We start from the raw sequence: 15801 nt of genomic DNA on the forward strand, positions 1-15801 counted from the left end.
ATAAATTTATTATCCTGCTAGAGCCTCAGGCAGCTCGCGCTCATAGTGTTTATGCAAAACATAACGCTGCAGTCCCCGGCTGCTTAACAGCGCTTTTTTTGCATAAGAAGCTGCTTCTAGCTGGTTTCCTGTTTTTTCTTCAATTTCGGAAAGTAATGCATTTTTCATCCATGGCTTGGAAACTCTAGCAGCGCTTGATCGAGCAAGCTCTATGTTTCCTTCTTCCAAATGAACAAAGGCTGCATAATAATGTTGGTAATCCATTGGCCGTATATGTACGATTTGGTTTTTTACCGAGGAAACATCTTTCCGATATGCACCATGAAAGGCCATATACAATGCTTGTCTGTGGCGCTGTTTATACTTGAGAAGCAATTGAGGCATCAGACGTTCAACTTCTTCATCTTGTCTGTTCGAAGATGCATATAAAATATAAAAGGCAGGGTTTTTACGCTGGGCAATTAAAAATTTCTCCAATCGATCCAAATCTGTTTCAAGAAGCGGCGTATAAAGAGGTAATCCAAAGAACAAAAAGACAATAATAAAGCTGGAAATGATGGAGTAATTGGTGCTTAAACCCAACATGCTTAAGGAAATATTGACGATAAAAACGAAAAGAAATGCAAATAGCGTACGGACTGGCGAGTTAATATTGAAACACATCCTTTTCTCAATAACTGCTCGATATAACTAAAGATGTTGAATGGAATAGAGAAAAATTTCCCATTTCAGAGTATTATAATACAGAACGTAATAAGGACACTAGTCTATTAATCGTTTCTATTGATCGTTTTTAAATCTCATGAGCTGTAAAATCTGTGTATTTTATTGTCTTTGAGTTTGAATTTTGCTACAATTTCTATCAGGTTATATTTGGAAGGGGAATCAACACTATGCCAGTTACTTTGTAATAGTTTAATCCACAATTCTATTTTTACTATTACAAGGAAACAAAGCAAAGTGTGTTATACATCACATCATGCGGCGAATCCTTGTGATTTGCTGCTTTTTTTGTGATTTATGATGCTTCTCAATATTCTGCTTTGTATTCCTTCTATACATTAGGAGGATATCGATGAGTCATTCACAAAATACAAGTAATAGCATTTTAACTATAGCGTGCAAAGATATTATTTTGAGAGAGTATCAGGTCGAGGATTTAGATGCTCTGCATAATCTCACTTGGCAGCCTCATTTTCATGAATTTTTGCTGGATTGGAATGTTTCTAAGGAACAAAGGGCAGACTGGTTCAATCATTATGAAATACCAGAAAATCTACTTTTTTTAGAAGCGGTATCCAAAGATGGTGATATAGGAGAGCTGCGGCTGCGACTGAGTATAATATCCAGAGATACTGGCGAATTTATCGGTGTTTGCGGGACAGGAATATTGGATAAAATATCGCCGCCCAACAGAGAGATTTTTTATGGGATTTCAAATGATCATAGAAATAAGGGTTACACGACTCAAGCTGCAAACGGATTGATTCAGTATTTGTTCGAAAATACGAATGTCGAGGAGCTCGTGGCTATCGCTCAGATACGCAACGTACCATCGAATAAAGTGATCCTAAAATGCGGTTTTGAATTTCAAAACAATATCGTTATTGAAAATAGGGAATACAGTTATTACAAGCTTAAGCACATACAACATTCACAAATTTTATGATTTAATTCAGTGTAAAGGTATAGGAATAAAGAGCACTTAAAGCTATAATGGTTTTTAGTATAGCATTTACAAAAGGACATGGGCCGTTAATGACTGTTTGGTCCAGCCGAAAAATAACTTTTAAGGAGTACTCGAAATGACTAAAACGCTTATTTTCGGGCACAAAAACCCGGATACCGACACGATTACATCAGCGATCGCATACGCTGAGCTAAAAACAAAGCTAGGTGCTGACGTTGAGGCGATTCGCCTTGGGGACGTTAATGGCGAAACACAATACGCTCTTGATTATTTCGGCATCCCAGCTCCTCGTTTGATCGAGAATGTTGCTGACGAGACTGACACTGTTATTTTGGTCGATCATAACGAGCGTCAACAATCCGCAAACGATATCGACAGTGTACGTGTACTTGAAGTAATCGATCACCACCGTATTGCTAATTTCGAGACAAGCCACCCTGTATATTTCCGCGCTGAGCCTGTAGGCTGCACAGCGACGATTTTGAATAAATTGTACAAAGAGAACGGCGTTGAAATCCGCAAAGAAATTGCTGGCCTTATGCTGTCTGCTATCATTTCTGATTCCTTGCTGTTCAAATCGCCAACTTGCACGGAGCAAGATGTAGCAGCCGCTCGCGAGCTTGCTGAAATCGCTGGCGTTAATGCAGAAAGCTACGGTCTGGACATGCTTAAAGCAGGCGCGGATCTTAGCGACAAAACGATTGCACAGCTGATTTCCCTAGATGCGAAAGAATTCGCAATGGGCAGCTACAAAGTAGAAATCGCGCAAGTAAACGCGGTTGATACAAACGATGTTATTTCTCGTCAAGCTGAGCTGGAAGCAGCACTTAACGATATTATTGCAACAAAAGGTCTTGATCTGTTTGTGCTTGTTGTAACGGACATTTTGAACAATGATTCCGTAGCGCTTGCACTTGGCGCTCAAGCTCATGCGGTTGAGAAAGCTTACAACGTAACGTTGGTAGACAATAAAGCGGTACTCAAAGGCGTTGTTTCCCGCAAATCGCAAATCGTACCTGTTCTTACAGAAACGCTAAGCAGCCTGTAAGAAACAGCGAGGCAGCAGCCGTTTGCCAAAAAAATAGCAGTCTGAAGCTTGGATTTCAAGTTTCAGGCTGCTTTTGTTTTGCTATACTAGAGAAGAAGGAGCGGATGACATGTTTACTGTAACAGAATATAGCGCTGAATTAATGAAGGACCCGTTTGGCATTTTATCAGGAAAGAGGTATGAGTTCATTCTTGATCTGGATGTAGCGGATGATGATGAGCTTTATCATGACGAGGGCGTGACGCTCCGTGTCATTTATGTGATCGAAGAGGATACAGCCCGAATCGCAAAGTATGAATTTCTAACCACTTCCTCCAATAAGTACATTGATTTTGAGCTGGAAGAGGATGAAGAGAAGATGGTACTGGCGTTTTGTCAGGAGCATTTTGACAAGTCGGAGGAATAAACAGCCTTTTAGCAGTTGAATTATAATACATAATTCAGTATGGAGCAGGGCTGGCAACGTTTTTTAGCCATGTCATGGATTAGCTGACATTGGCATAGATTAAAAAACCGAGAAGAGGCAGCACCCAAATGAGCGGTACCATTGCGATGGTAACCGCTATTTTCATTTTATTGAACCGATAGAGCACCCAGCTTGCAATAATGGACAAAATAAGAGCTACCGGATAAAGCCAAATCACAATAAATAAAAGCACAGGCCAGAATAGATTTTCTGAACCTGGCGAGTCGAACATCATAACAGACATTAACGCGACAAAAAGCCAAACGAGCGTAAACAATCCGAACAAGATTTGACTAATCAGCATTGTAAGAAAAACCTTTTTGTTTTTCATCACTCAACCCCCCTTTCCCCCAAATATTATTAAAGCAAGCCTCGCGGATTTGTACAAGTGAAATTGTTACTTTCTGCCTATCCTCGGTTCCCTTTGTTATTTGTCACCCCTTAACCGCATAAAATTCAAAAACAGCTATTTTTTGCGGTGCATGCAGAGAGGAGCAGGTGATGAACAGGGCAAATAAGGATATTGAGCTGGCAGAGCAATTTGGCGCCCATAATTATCATCCCCTGCCGATTGTGATTAGCAGCGCAGAGGGCGTATGGGTGCAGGATTCAGAAGGCGCGCGCTACATGGATATGTTGAGCGCTTATTCGGCATTGAATCAAGGGCATCGACATCCTCGGATCATTAGAGCGTTAAAGGAGCAGGCGGATAAGGTCACGATTACATCACGAGCTTTTCATAATGAGGCACTTGGTGCGTTTTGCGAGAAGCTGGCGGCCTATACCGGCAAGGAACGAATTCTTCCTATGAATACAGGGGCAGAGGCAGTTGAGACGGCGATCAAAGCTGTACGACGCTGGGCTTACAGCGTCAAGCAAATACCGAATGATCAAGCTGAAATCATCGCTTTTGAGGGCAATTTCCATGGCAGAACGCTGACACTGACGTCTTTCTCCTCAACGGAGGAATATAAGCAAGGTTACGGTCCCTTTACACCTGGATTTCGTGTTGTTCCATATGGCGACCTAGAGGCAGTGAAGGCGGTGATGCAGCCGAATACCGCTGCGATATTGATTGAGCCGATTCAAGGCGAGGCGGGCATTCGGATTCCTCCGGATGGATTTCTTGCTGCTGTTGCTCAGCTATGTGCAGAACAGCAGGTGCTGCTTGTGGCAGATGAGATTCAAACCGGCTTCGGGCGTACAGGACGAAAATTCGCATGCGATTGGGAAAATGTCATTCCTGATATTTATATTATGGGGAAAGCGCTGGGTGGAGGGGTCATGCCTGTATCGGCTATCGCCGCGAACGGGAGCATTATGGATGTATTCGAGCCGGGCTCTCATGGTTCAACCTTTGGAGGAAATCCGCTTAGCTGCGCTGTTGCGATTGCAGCGCTTGAAGTAACCGAAGAGGAAGGGCTGGCGGAACGCTCACAGCTGTTGGGGCAATATTTGATGAGCAAGCTTGCTACATTGCGCCATCCGGACATTGCTGAAATTAGAGGACGCGGATTGTTCATCGCCATTGTGCTTTCGACGCCTGCAAGGCCTTATTGCGAGAAGCTGATGGAGCTGGGACTGCTTTGCAAGGAAACGCATGAGCATGTCATTCGTTTGGCACCGCCGCTCATCATCACGGAAGAGGAGCTCGACTTTGCCTTCGAACAAATTCAAACGGTCTTCGCGAATAGCATACAGGCAGGAGCGTGACGGCGATGAGCATTCAACAGGTGGCAATCGTTGCTGTTCCTTTTGGGAAAGGGGCAGGGAATCCCGGTGCGGAGCTTGGTCCAGCGCATATATTGCAGGCGGCAGAGCTTAGCCGCAAGCTGGCGGAGCTTCACATCCCGCATCGGTTAGCGGGCGAGATTGGCTTAGTTACTCCAATACCGCCGCTTCAATCCGCAAATGCCAAACATTTGTCTGAGGTGCACGAAGTGACCAGCCGATTGTCTGAGCGCGTATCGGAGATCGTTGCGGCAAGGGAATTCCCGTTAGTGCTAGGCGGAGATCATAGCATTTCCATTGGGACGATTGCTGGCTTAGCCGAGCATTATAAAAATCTTGGAGTCATTTGGTTTGATGCGCATTCGGATTTGAATTCGGAGGATACAAGTCCCTCGGGCAATATACATGGGATGTCGCTTGGCATCAGCCTTGGCAGAGGCATTCCTTTGTTAACGAATTTAAGAGGATTTTCGCCCAAAATAAAGCCAGAGCATGTCGCGATTGTCGGAGCCAGATCGCTTGATTCCGGCGAGAAGGCCTATATCCGATCTTTAGGCATCGCTTGTTATACCATGCATGATATTGATCGCCTTGGTATTGCTCGCGTGATGGAGAAGGTGATACAGCAGCTTAAGCAAACGACTGATGGCGTCCACGTCAGCTTTGACATTGATAGCCTTGATCCGGTTGAGGCACCGGGTACGGGCACGCCTGTCAGGGGCGGACTCAGCTACCGTGAAGCGCATCTTGCACTTGAGCTTCTTTATCAATCGGATCTGGTCACATCAGCCGAAGTCGTGGAAGTTAATCCAAGCCTCGACCATAATGACCAGACGGCTAAGCTTGCGGTGGAGCTAATTGGCTCGCTGCTGGGTGAACAGATTTTGTGAAGCAAGGGAAAGAGCCTCAAGCGACTAGCAAAGATTCGAATGAGCAGGAGGAACTGAGCTATGCGGGAGCCATATCAGAACGAACCATTTACCGATTTTTCGGTAATCGACCATATTAATGATTTTCAGGAGGCGCTGCGCAAAGTTGAACTGGAGCTGGGCCAAGAGTATTTTCTAAGGATTGGTGCTGACCGCATCGAGACGATTCAAAAGCGAAAATCAATCAATCCCTCTGATGTTGGGCAGCTTGTAGGAATCGTCTCACAGGCGGATTCTGAGCTGGCGCATAAAGCCATACTTGCTGCCGCAGAGACTTTCGAGCATTGGAAGAAAGTGACGCCTTCTGCCAGGGCGAGAGTATTGTATAAAGCAGCGACGTTACTGCGAAGGCGTAAGCACGAGTTTTCTGCATGGCTCGTTTATGAAGCGGGCAAAAGCTGGGCGGAGGCCGACGGAGATACAGCCGAAGCCATCGATTTTTTGGAGTATTACGGGCGGGAGATGGAACGGCTTGCAGAGCGTCAGCCTATTGTTGCTGTAGCAGGCGAGGATAATGAGCTAGTCTATATCCCGCTTGGCGTTGGCGTTATTATTCCGCCATGGAATTTTCCGCTTGCGATTATGGCGGGCATGACCATGGCGGCGGTTGTTGCCGGCAATACGGTAGTATTAAAGCCGGCCAGCGCGACGGCTGTTATCGCGGCGAAATTTGTTGAGCTGCTGGAGGAGGCAGGGCTGCCTGACGGTGTTGTGAATTTCTTGCCCGGCGCGGGAAATGAGGTGGGTGATTTTTTGGTGGAGCATCCATTAACCCGCTTTATATGCTTTACGGGGTCAAGGGAGGTAGGCCTGCGTATTAACGAGAAAGCCTCTATCGGCCAGTCGGATCAGAAATGGTTGAAGCGCATCGTTTCAGAGATGGGCGGCAAGGATACGATTATTGTTGATGCGGAGGCCGATCTTGAGCTGGCGGCCGATGCGATTACAGCATCCGCTTTCGGTTATGCTGGACAGAAATGCTCGGCCTGCTCGCGTGCTGTTGTGCATGAACTCGTCTATGACGAGGTTATTGATAAGGTTGTTGAACGAACAAAACGGCTAAAGCTTGGGAAAGCAAGCGAGCAGTCTACTTACGTTGGACCGGTCATTGACGAGCGAGCCTACATGAGTATTTTAAAATATATCGAGGTTGGGCGCAGCGAAGGAATCATCGTACATGGCGGCAAAATTGGAGATAGCAGCGGTTATTTCATTGAACCAACAATCATTAAGGATGTCGCTCCGCTTGCCCGCATCGCGCAAGAGGAAATATTCGGGCCGGTACTCGCGTTTATTAAAGCGGGCAGCTTTGACGAAGCGCTTGCTATCGCGAACAACACCGATTATGGGCTGACGGGTGCCGTCATCTCGCGGAACCGCAGCAGATTGGAGCAGGCCCGCGAGCAGTTTCATGTCGGCAATCTTTATTTTAACCGCAAGTGTACAGGTGCCTTAGTTGGGGTCCATCCTTTTGGCGGATTTAATATGTCAGGTACGGATTCGAAGGCCGGCGGGCGTGATTATTTGCTGCTCTTCACGCAGGCGAAGGTTGTATCAGAAAAATTCTAATCGTTACAGGCGAGCGGATTGGGCTATTAGGCTGCCGATCCGTTCAATGCCGCTCTCAATGTTCCTCTCAATCACATTGGTCACATTAAGCTTTAATAGATTTGCCCTCTGAAAAGTAGACAAGTAGTCACGATCCATGGCATCAACCAGTATGTCCTCCTTGCGTAATTTGCTGATTAGGAGCGGGACAGAAATGGTTTCATGAAGCAAAATATGAGTATGAACGATCGGGTAATTGGATCGCTCATAGGTGAAGGCACCTTTGCTGCGTGAAGCTTCCTTCGCAAGCGCCGTATCGAGAAGCTTAGCCCTTTCCGAGTATTTCCCGCGGATTTTGGCGCGATGACGCTCGAACATGCCGCTGCGCAAATAGATTTCAAGAGCGGCTTGCGACAGCATGGAGCTGTCGATGTCGTCTTGTTTTTTGTATAGGCGAAACGCTTCTGCAAGTAAATCAGGGATGACCGCAATACCGATCCTCAGGCCGGGAAATATAATTTTGGAATAGCTCTTTAAATAGATGACATGAGAGGAGTCGTCATAAGTGTAGATCGGATCGGCTTTGCTGTTCTGCTCGAAATCAGCTAGAAAGTCGTCTTCAACGATATATACATCGTATTTGGCGGCCAGCTTAGCGAGCAGCTGCTTCTCTTTCTTCGAATAGGAGCAGCCAAGCGGGTTGTGAAACCGCGGCATCGTATAAAAAAACTTAATGTCCTCTGTGCGAAAGATCTCCTCCAGCCTGTTGAAATCAATGCCGGAGAAACGACGCTCGATGCCAATTACGGGTACATTCCGTGTTTGTAAATACTCTATAAACAGATGATAACCTGGCTGCTCAATCAGCACCTTCTGCTTGCCGCTCGGAAATGGCATAGATGCAAGCAGAGACAGCGCCTGTTGAACCCCGGAGACAACAAAGATATTGCGCTCTGGCGCAAACACCTGATAGCTCATCAATTGCTTGCGAACGATATCAATCAAGGAATCCATTCCTTTGGCGGTGCCATAAACAAATAAGTCCTTCTGGTAAGTGTCGATTGCTTTATTAATGCAATGCTGAAAATCCAAATAAGGAAACAATGCCGGATCGGGCGCCGATGCTGCAAAGTTGAGCAGGCGGGCTGCTTCATCTTGAGCGGCGTTCATTCCTTTTACAACAAAATAGCCGCTTCTTGGCATCGCATAAATGAGATGGCGTTTCTCCAGCTCATCCAAAGCTTTAATAATTGTGCTCTTGCTGCAATTGAACTGCTCTGCCAGCGCTCGAATGGAAGGGAGCTTCTGCCCATCCTTATAGGGCTGCTTTGCAATGAGCTCCTCCAGCTCATTCATGAGCTTTAAATAAAAGTACATTTTAACAGTGCCTCCTGCCATCTGTACCGATACAGATGGCTTTTTTGTATATTGTAGCATGTGCAGCTTTGGAGATACGATACCTATATAAAGCGAACAGTTACTAGGAGGTATACCATGATGACAACACACAATAATTCGAAGTCGAAACGGCTTGCGTATACAGCGATTATTGTTTATTCCACTATTGTAGGGCTTTCTTTTCTTTTCGGAAAATTAGCCTTGACGGTTACAAGTCCGCTGGACAGTCTCGCCCACCGTTTCACCATATCTTTTATTGCGGCAACAATACCAGTCGCATTCGGCTGGATCAAGCTGCAGCTTAAAGCGCGGGATATGCTAAGCATTCTTCCGCTAGCTGTCTTTTATCCGTCGATGTTTTTTGCTTTCCAAGCCTATGGATTACAGTTTACATCCTCCGCAGAAGCAGGTATTATTCATGCCACAGTGCCTATCTTCACGATGATTGCCGCAGCGTATTTCTTGAAGGAGCGGACGACTAAGGTACAGAAGCTTTCGACCCTGCTCTCTGTTGTTGGGGTTATATTCATCTTTGTCATGAAGGGGACGTCAATCGATATTTCTAATGTAAAAGGCACCTTGCTCATACTTTTGTCAGCTCTTTCCTTGGCAGGCTATAGCGTACTAGCAAGGCGACTCTCTGGTCGCATGAAGGTAATGACGATGACGTATATGATGACGGCTATTGGCTTCCTTGTATTTAACTTTATCGCAATAAGCCAACATGTCGCCAAAGGAACGATTGCTCATTATTTTGAACCATTTGCCAGTCCAGTGTTCCTCCTATCGATATTATATTTGGGCGTGCTCTCTTCGCTCGTATCCAGCTTGCTCAGCAATTACGCCTTATCCAAGCTTGAAGCGTCTAAAGTGAGCGTATTTAATCATCTGGCAACGTTGGTCTCTGTTATCGGTGGATTTGTGTTTCTCGGCGAGAAGCTGGCATACTACCATTTCATTGGCGCTGCAGTTATCGTTGTTGGTGTGCTGGGCACGAACATGGGGGCATTCGGTAAAAGAAAGGGAACATCTCCGATAAGTGTTTCTCAAAAGGTGGAACGATAACAGAAGGCAGCGATTCCATCTGAGTCGTACAGCTGCTGCCGGAAAGCTTAGTTATACTCATTCTCTACGCTGACAGCTGCTCTAATAATGGATATGATTAGGTTTGTAGGTTATTAGAAGCGGCGTTAAGGGGATGATCAAGTGATCGAGAATAAGGATACATGGATTGTGGAAGCGGATATTACAAGCATGCAATCAGCAATGGAAAAAGGATGGATAAGCTCAGAAGAGCTGGTCCAGTTATATATGGAGCGAATCAGCAAATATGATGGCGTTCTTCGATCTATTTTGGAAATGAACCCTGATGCCATTGAAATTGCCAAAGCGTTAGATAAAGAGCGACAAGAAAAAGGGAGTCGTGGCAGCCTGCACGGTATTCCGATTTTGCTCAAGGATAACATCGATACACACGACAATATGCACACAAGCGCGGGATCAGTAGCTTTAGCGAATTCATATGCTGCGGAAGATTCCTTTGTTGCTTCGCAATTACGTGCCGCAGGAGCGGTTCTGCTAGGCAAAGCGAACATGACAGAATGGGCTAATTTCATGTCAGGCACAATGTGGGCGGGATACAGCTCAAGAGGAGGCCTTGTGCTTAACCCGTATGGTCCGGGAGAGCTGTTCATTGGCGGTTCAAGCTCGGGATCAGGCGCTTCGGTTGCCGCCAATTTGGCAGCTGCTGCAATTGGCACGGAAACTTCGGGATCCATCATAAGCCCTGCAAGCCAAACGAGCCTAGTAGGAATTAAACCAACGATTGGGTTAGTAAGCCGAGCTGGCATTATACCGATTACAAACAGTCAGGATACAGCAGGTCCGATGACTAGAACGGTAACGGATGCGGCTATTCTTCTTGGAACATTGGCAGGCGCCGATGAGCGAGATGCGGTTACGGTAAATGGGGCAAAGCAAGCTCATTCCGACTATACGCCATTTCTTGATGCTAGTTATTTAAAGCAAGCAAGGATCGGAATCCCGCGCTTTTATTATAAAGATTTGGACGAAGACAGGCTTGCGATCATGGAGTCGGCTATTGCGGTTTTGAAACAGGCTGGCGCGACGATTATCGATCCCGTTGAGCTGCCGTGTGAGAAGGTTGATTGGGATTGGCATGTGCTGCGATATGAATTCAAAAAATATATCAATGACTACCTCGGAAAGCTGGATGAATCGGTTCCGGTTCATTCCTTGAAGGAGTTAATTGCTTATAACGAAGAGCATGCAGACATTGCTTTAAAATATGGGCAGGATACGCTGCTTTCGGCGGAGGAAACGAGCGGAACGTTGACCGAACAGGAATATGTCGATAGTATTTTGAGAAATAAAGAGCTGGCAGGCAAGCAGGGAATTGACTTCGCATTAGAGGAGCATCAACTGGATGCTTTGTTGTTCCTAGGCAATGATGATGGCGATGATCTTGCCGCAAGAGCGGGTTATCCGGTCATTACCGTGCCTGGCGGTTATGCGGAGAAGGGAATCATTGCCGAAGGCGGCTATACGACCAAGGGACCGCAAGGGGTCACATTTATAGGTACAGCCTTCAGCGAGCCTACCTTAATTAAACTAGCCTATGGCTTTGAGCAGGCGACCAAGCATCGTGTATCTCCGTCAGCTTTTAATTGAATAGCTTGAAATAAGCAGGCGTAAACAACGGGTATAATCCGCTGGTTTGCGTCTGTTTTTTTGGGAAGAAATAAGGAATAGAAACAAGTATGGCTTGTTATGTTTTAGATTCTGCGTATCTTTTTTTAGTTATGGATCGTTTTCTAATAAAGGTGTTTTGGAGGAGTGTATTTAGAATGCAAAAGGTACTTATTCTAGGTGCAAGCGGTCTTGTAGGAAGAGCATTGGTTGATGAATTGCAGCACGGTTTTGACCTGTATGGCACTTATTCTTCATCATTTACGAGTCTGCCTACGGATAAGCAGTACAATTTAGATGTTGAGCAAATGGCTGAAATGAAGGAAATCATCCATTCGATTAAACCCGATATTGTTATTTCTTGCTTAAGAGGAGAGTTTGATCAACAGCTGTTGTTCCATAAAGAATTGGCTATGGAATTAGCTAAGCATAATAGTCGACTGTATTTCTTTTCTACGACGAACGTATTTGATGGAGACTTTTCAAAGCCTCATTTTGAAACAGATCTACCTATTTCCGGCACCGATTATGGGAAATTCAAAATCGAATGTGAAAACATGCTTACAGAAATTTTGTATGAACGAGCGATCATTGTCAGAATACCCGCGATATGGGGGAAAGATTCTCCGAGATGGAACACGATTAAAGATAGTATCGAAAATAATAAAGAGATAGAAGTTTACAGCAATCTCGTGTTTAATAATCTTCTGGATGTTTCGCTCGCTAAACAGCTGCGCTTCATTATTGAAAAAGAGCTAAAAGGAATTTTTCATTTAGACGCAGTGGATACGCTGACTCAAGGACAATTTTATGAACAGATTTTAAAACAATTAGGAAGTGAAAAGAGTATATTGCGAGAACGATTATATGAAGATGATGCTGCTACATATTATTTTCAGTTGCGTTCGAATCGCGATGACTTTGTCAGCGCTCCGCGAAGCACCAATGCTGAGATGATATCATATTTAGTGAGCGATTATTTGGATAAAGAGCAGCAATAGTTTAAAAAGGATGGGGCGGCCGGCGAGGCCACTGAAGAACTTAAGGTTTTTGTGAGCCCCCAAAGCGATAAGCAAAAATGCGACACCTTCTCCTGATATTCCGGAGAAGGTGTCGCATTTTTGAGGTCTTGGCGCTGTTTGTTAGTCAGCTAATTTCAATATCCGTTTTAAGTTCACTGCGAATATAGCCATAGCACCTTGTATCTGCATGCCAGGCAGACCCGAGGACGTGGCCACGTCGTACCCGTGTCGGTGTTTGAGTTCGCTGTTCCTTCCTTGTAGCATCCTTCTTTTAGGGGACACTTCTTGCACGCTTCTATATCGAAATAGTAGGTGTTAATCTGATTTGCCCCAACACCCTTCTTTCCTGTGCGCGCTTTGCGAATGGCCATGTGCCCTGCTTTGCAAACATACATCCCAGCATCCTTGTTGAATTCAAACTCATCTTCCTTCTTGCGCGCACCTTGGGTAATCAGGGGATTTAATCGCGAGACGAGTTGAATTTCATTTTCCTTGCTGTAGGTTAAATTATCTTTTTCCGAATAAGCCATGTCGCCAATGACGGTCTTCACGTTCACGCCTGCTGCCTTGCTTTTCTCGATGAGCGCTTGTAGTTGTTTGCCGTCGTTCTTTTCGCCGGTTGTGACAATAGCGGCTGTGATGATTCTTTCTTCGGTCATGGCTATGTGCGTTTTGTAACCAAAAAATGAAGAGTCCGCGCTCTTGTGGCCGATGCGCGCGTCCTGATCCTGCGAGATGCGCAGTTGCTCTACGTCATCTTCAACGGTTTCTTTAAGCAGATTAAGCGGTTCCGTAATTTTAGGTAGCTGGGCGATACCAAGACCGGTTTCAGTAATCTTAATGAGCTCCTGACAGTAGGTGATCTCGGCTTCAAGCGTGTCCACCGTATTCTTAGCGGGAAGCTTTGCTCGTAGCGATTCATCGATGGTGTAGATGGCTTTACGCAATTTACGGGAACGATCCTGCAAAACTTCTCTCGGCGATTTCTGGTTGTAGCGTGCTTTCGTATGTGTTGCGTCCACGATGATAGACGTGCTCTTTAAAATTCCTTGCGCGGTAGCCAGCTCAACAGTCTTGCTAATAAGTAGGTCTAGCAGGTCCATATTTTTCAATCGCAACTTACGGAACTTCGTAAGAGAACTGGAATCTATGACAGCTTCTTCCGGTGCCATCTGAAGGAAATATTTAAAAGACATGTCATAACGGGAGCGCTCAACCAAGTCCACGTCTGACAGCTCGAAAATGGCTTTCAAAAGCAAATATTTAAACATCCGCACCGGGTCAATAGCGTTGCGGCCATTATCTAAACAGTAATTAGCTTTCAACTCGTCGTAGATGAAGGAGAAGTCGACGAGTTCGTTAATCTGACGCAACATGTTGTCTTTTGGCACGATGAGGTCGTACAGCGCTGTGTACGGACTAAGTGCAAATGAGAGTTGAGGCTGGAACATGATATTCACCCTTCCGACGTGATACTGAAAGTATACAAGAAAAAAGGCACAGCGCCCTCAAAATATTGAGGGTCTGTGCCTTTATATCTAACGGACTTTTTCAGTGGCCTCCCTGTATAACCCCAGAATAACCGCGCCAAGACAAGAGCTTTCAATACTCTCAGGCACATGCAATTCTTGATCAAATATGTCAGCCATCATCTGGCGCCAAAGCTCTGACCTCGCAAACCCTCCTGTTGCTTGAATTTGAGTAGGTTTGCCTGTCAATTCTTCAAGTGCCATGAGTACGCTATATAAATTATAAATGACTCCTTCTAACGCTGCGCGAACTAAATGCTCTTTCTTATGATGAAGTCCCAGCCCAAAATATGAACCACGCGCATTCGCATCCCAAAGCGGAGCACGTTCGCCTGACAAATAAGGATGGAAAATAAGACCCTCAGAACCCGGTTTCGCCTTCGCAGCGAGCTCCGTTAGCAGCTCATAGGGATCGATACCTCTTTCTTTAGCCGTAATAACTTCTTCCGTACCGATCTGATCGCGAACCCAGCGAAAAATCATTCCTCCGTTATTCACTGGTCCCCCGATAACCCAGTGCTTCTCAGTTAAAGCATAGCAAAAAATACGGCCCTTCGGATCAGTTACAGGCTTGTCCGTTACCGCTCGTATAGCACCGCTCGTACCGATTGTAACGGCAACTACGCCAGGCTTAATCGCATTGACACCCAAATTGGAGAGTACGCCATCACTAGCGCCTACTATAAATGGTGTGTTTGGCTGCAAATTCATCAGCTTCGCAAACTGCTCTTCCAACCCCTCCAGCTTATACGTTGTCGGCACAAGCTCCGAAAGCCGATCTGCCGTAACGCCAGCAACACGAAGCGCTTCCTCATCCCATTGCAAATTGTTCAAATGGAACAGGCCTGTTGCTGATGCAATCGAATAATCGATGACATAACGTCCGAACAGCTTGAAGAAAACGTACTCTTTTATCGAAATAAATTTGTATGTACGATCGAATAACTCCTTATGATCATGACGCAGCCAGGTAAGCTTGGATAACGGAGACATCGGATGAATGGGAGTGCCTGTACGCAAATAGATTTCATGGCCATTCCATTCATTTTTAATTTTATTCGTCCATTCGATACTCCGATTGTCTGCCCAAGTTATGCACCTTGATATTGGCGTCCCTTGTTGATCCACAGCGATCACGCTATGCATTGCCGAACTGAATGAAACACATAAAATATCTTCTTGCTGCACGTTGCTTTTCGCAACAGCTTGACCAATAGTGCCTAACACAGCATTAAAAATTTCATCCGGGTCCTGCTCCGCAATAGCTGGCGAAGGAGAATGCAGCGGATATTCAATACCATGGCTTGCGACTATGACACCTTTGGCCGTAAAGAGTACTGCCTTCGTGCTTGTCGTTCCTATATCAACACCGATAACATATTTTGTACTCATCCTTGTACCTCCGCATACAATTGCCAAAACAACATCTGGCTTTATAATCGTTTACCCTGTAATTGCTACAATATCGTTATTACAGCAATTATTCAACCCGTTTCTATACGAATGAACTGCATGTGATCGATAGATTGAGAAGTAATAATTGTTTTATTCAGCGATTCTCTCTCGTAAAAATAGAACAAAAAAGAACCTGAATGCGAGATTACTGCACTCAGGTTCTTCTTTTCATTTCGCTTCCAGTTATGAAAACTTTAAAGTAAACCGTTAGCCTCCGCTTCCAGACGAAGACGTTTATATTTCTCTGCATATTTGCTCACGCTGTGTACGACCTGT

12 protein-coding genes and 2 pseudogenes are annotated in these 15801 nt (G+C 45.3%); 9 read left to right on the top strand and 5 right to left on the bottom strand.

Going from position 1 to position 15801, the window contains the following annotated elements; translation table 11 throughout:
- Nucleotides 1-9: 9 nt before the first annotated feature.
- On the bottom strand, nucleotides 10-663 hold the full coding sequence (locus tag AC1DSE_RS08655; RefSeq protein WP_477509843.1) for a hypothetical protein: 654 nt from the start codon (nucleotides 661-663) through the stop codon (nucleotides 10-12).
- A gap of 412 nt (nucleotides 664-1075) precedes the next feature.
- Between AC1DSE_RS08655 and AC1DSE_RS08660 the strand changes: the two genes are divergently transcribed.
- The 3 genes from AC1DSE_RS08660 (at nucleotide 1076) to AC1DSE_RS08670 (ending at nucleotide 3144) form a co-directional block, all read left to right on the top strand.
- On the top strand, nucleotides 1076-1669 hold the full coding sequence (locus AC1DSE_RS08660; RefSeq protein WP_477509842.1) for a GNAT family N-acetyltransferase: 594 nt from the start codon (nucleotides 1076-1078) through the stop codon (nucleotides 1667-1669).
- Nucleotides 1670-1805: 136 nt separating this feature from the next.
- Complete coding sequence (locus AC1DSE_RS08665; protein WP_430063283.1) at nucleotides 1806-2738, top strand: manganese-dependent inorganic pyrophosphatase; 933 nt, start codon at nucleotides 1806-1808, stop codon at nucleotides 2736-2738.
- A gap of 109 nt (nucleotides 2739-2847) precedes the next feature.
- Nucleotides 2848-3144 carry a DUF6509 family protein gene (locus AC1DSE_RS08670; RefSeq protein WP_339204976.1) on the top strand — a complete coding sequence of 99 codons (297 nt, stop codon included), beginning with the start codon at nucleotides 2848-2850 and terminating at the stop codon, nucleotides 3142-3144.
- Between the two features lie 79 nt (nucleotides 3145-3223).
- Here AC1DSE_RS08670 and AC1DSE_RS08675 read toward each other — a convergent pair whose 3' ends face one another.
- Nucleotides 3224-3535 (bottom strand): hypothetical protein, encoded by a 312-nt coding sequence (locus tag AC1DSE_RS08675; RefSeq protein WP_477509840.1) that lies wholly within the window; start codon nucleotides 3533-3535, stop codon nucleotides 3224-3226.
- 170 nt (nucleotides 3536-3705) lie between these two features.
- Between AC1DSE_RS08675 and AC1DSE_RS08680 the strand changes: the two genes are divergently transcribed.
- From AC1DSE_RS08680 to pruA, 3 genes are read left to right on the top strand one after another with little or no spacing between them, the layout of a single operon-like run.
- Complete coding sequence (locus AC1DSE_RS08680) at nucleotides 3706-4917, top strand: ornithine--oxo-acid transaminase (RefSeq protein ID WP_441880726.1); 1212 nt, start codon at nucleotides 3706-3708, stop codon at nucleotides 4915-4917.
- 5 nt (nucleotides 4918-4922) lie between these two features.
- Complete coding sequence (gene rocF / locus AC1DSE_RS08685) at nucleotides 4923-5825, top strand: arginase (RefSeq protein WP_441880725.1); 903 nt, start codon at nucleotides 4923-4925, stop codon at nucleotides 5823-5825.
- Between the two features lie 60 nt (nucleotides 5826-5885).
- The gene (gene pruA / locus AC1DSE_RS08690; RefSeq protein WP_441880724.1) at nucleotides 5886-7433 is read left to right on the top strand and encodes an L-glutamate gamma-semialdehyde dehydrogenase; all 1548 of its coding nucleotides are present in this window, start codon (nucleotides 5886-5888) and stop codon (nucleotides 7431-7433) included.
- 3 nt (nucleotides 7434-7436) lie between these two features.
- On the opposite strand, the gene AC1DSE_RS08695 is transcribed toward pruA, so the two are convergent.
- Nucleotides 7437-8789, bottom strand: coding sequence for an aminotransferase-like domain-containing protein (locus tag AC1DSE_RS08695; RefSeq protein WP_441880723.1), 1353 nt, complete (start codon nucleotides 8787-8789; stop codon nucleotides 7437-7439).
- A gap of 117 nt (nucleotides 8790-8906) precedes the next feature.
- On the opposite strand from AC1DSE_RS08695, the gene AC1DSE_RS08700 reads away from it, so the two are divergent.
- The 3 genes from AC1DSE_RS08700 to AC1DSE_RS08710 all read left to right on the top strand — a co-directional run bounded on the left by AC1DSE_RS08700 (nucleotide 8907) and on the right by AC1DSE_RS08710 (nucleotide 12520).
- Nucleotides 8907-9875 carry a DMT family transporter gene (locus AC1DSE_RS08700; protein WP_477509839.1) on the top strand — a complete coding sequence of 323 codons (969 nt, stop codon included), beginning with the start codon at nucleotides 8907-8909 and terminating at the stop codon, nucleotides 9873-9875.
- 141 nt (nucleotides 9876-10016) lie between these two features.
- On the top strand, nucleotides 10017-11501 hold the full coding sequence (locus tag AC1DSE_RS08705) for an amidase family protein (protein WP_477509838.1): 1485 nt from the start codon (nucleotides 10017-10019) through the stop codon (nucleotides 11499-11501).
- Nucleotides 11502-11677: 176 nt separating this feature from the next.
- The gene (locus AC1DSE_RS08710) at nucleotides 11678-12520 is read left to right on the top strand and encodes a sugar nucleotide-binding protein (protein ID WP_477509837.1); all 843 of its coding nucleotides are present in this window, start codon (nucleotides 11678-11680) and stop codon (nucleotides 12518-12520) included.
- A gap of 141 nt (nucleotides 12521-12661) precedes the next feature.
- On the opposite strand, the pseudogene AC1DSE_RS08715 reads toward AC1DSE_RS08710, so the two are convergent.
- Together AC1DSE_RS08715 and gntK are read right to left on the bottom strand one after the other, a co-directional pair.
- Nucleotides 12662-13992, bottom strand: a pseudogene (locus AC1DSE_RS08715) (IS1182 family transposase).
- A gap of 114 nt (nucleotides 13993-14106) precedes the next feature.
- A pseudogene (gene gntK / locus AC1DSE_RS08720) lies at nucleotides 14107-15462 on the bottom strand (gluconokinase); the annotation flags it as partial.
- Between the last annotated feature and the right edge of the window lie 339 nt (nucleotides 15463-15801).

The organism is Paenibacillus sp. 01L418 (assembly GCF_056400045.1).

Excerpts from the sequence above, each read along its gene's own strand:
- AC1DSE_RS08655 (WP_477509843.1), bottom strand. The coding sequence starts at position 663 with ATGTGTTTCAATATTAACTCGCCAGTCCGTACGCTATTTGCATTTCTT.
- AC1DSE_RS08660 (WP_477509842.1), top strand. The coding sequence starts at position 1,076 with ATGAGTCATTCACAAAATACAAGTAATAGCATTTTAACTATAGCGTGC.
- AC1DSE_RS08665 (WP_430063283.1), top strand. The coding sequence starts at position 1,806 with ATGACTAAAACGCTTATTTTCGGGCACAAAAACCCGGATACCGACACG.
- AC1DSE_RS08670 (WP_339204976.1), top strand. The coding sequence starts at position 2,848 with ATGTTTACTGTAACAGAATATAGCGCTGAATTAATGAAGGACCCGTTT.
- AC1DSE_RS08675 (WP_477509840.1), bottom strand. The coding sequence starts at position 3,535 with ATGAAAAACAAAAAGGTTTTTCTTACAATGCTGATTAGTCAAATCTTG.
- AC1DSE_RS08680 (WP_441880726.1), top strand. The coding sequence starts at position 3,706 with ATGAACAGGGCAAATAAGGATATTGAGCTGGCAGAGCAATTTGGCGCC.
- rocF (WP_441880725.1), top strand. The coding sequence starts at position 4,923 with ATGAGCATTCAACAGGTGGCAATCGTTGCTGTTCCTTTTGGGAAAGGG.
- pruA (WP_441880724.1), top strand. The coding sequence starts at position 5,886 with ATGCGGGAGCCATATCAGAACGAACCATTTACCGATTTTTCGGTAATC.
- AC1DSE_RS08695 (WP_441880723.1), bottom strand. The coding sequence starts at position 8,789 with ATGTACTTTTATTTAAAGCTCATGAATGAGCTGGAGGAGCTCATTGCA.
- AC1DSE_RS08700 (WP_477509839.1), top strand. The coding sequence starts at position 8,907 with ATGATGACAACACACAATAATTCGAAGTCGAAACGGCTTGCGTATACA.
- AC1DSE_RS08710 (WP_477509837.1), top strand. The coding sequence starts at position 11,678 with ATGCAAAAGGTACTTATTCTAGGTGCAAGCGGTCTTGTAGGAAGAGCA.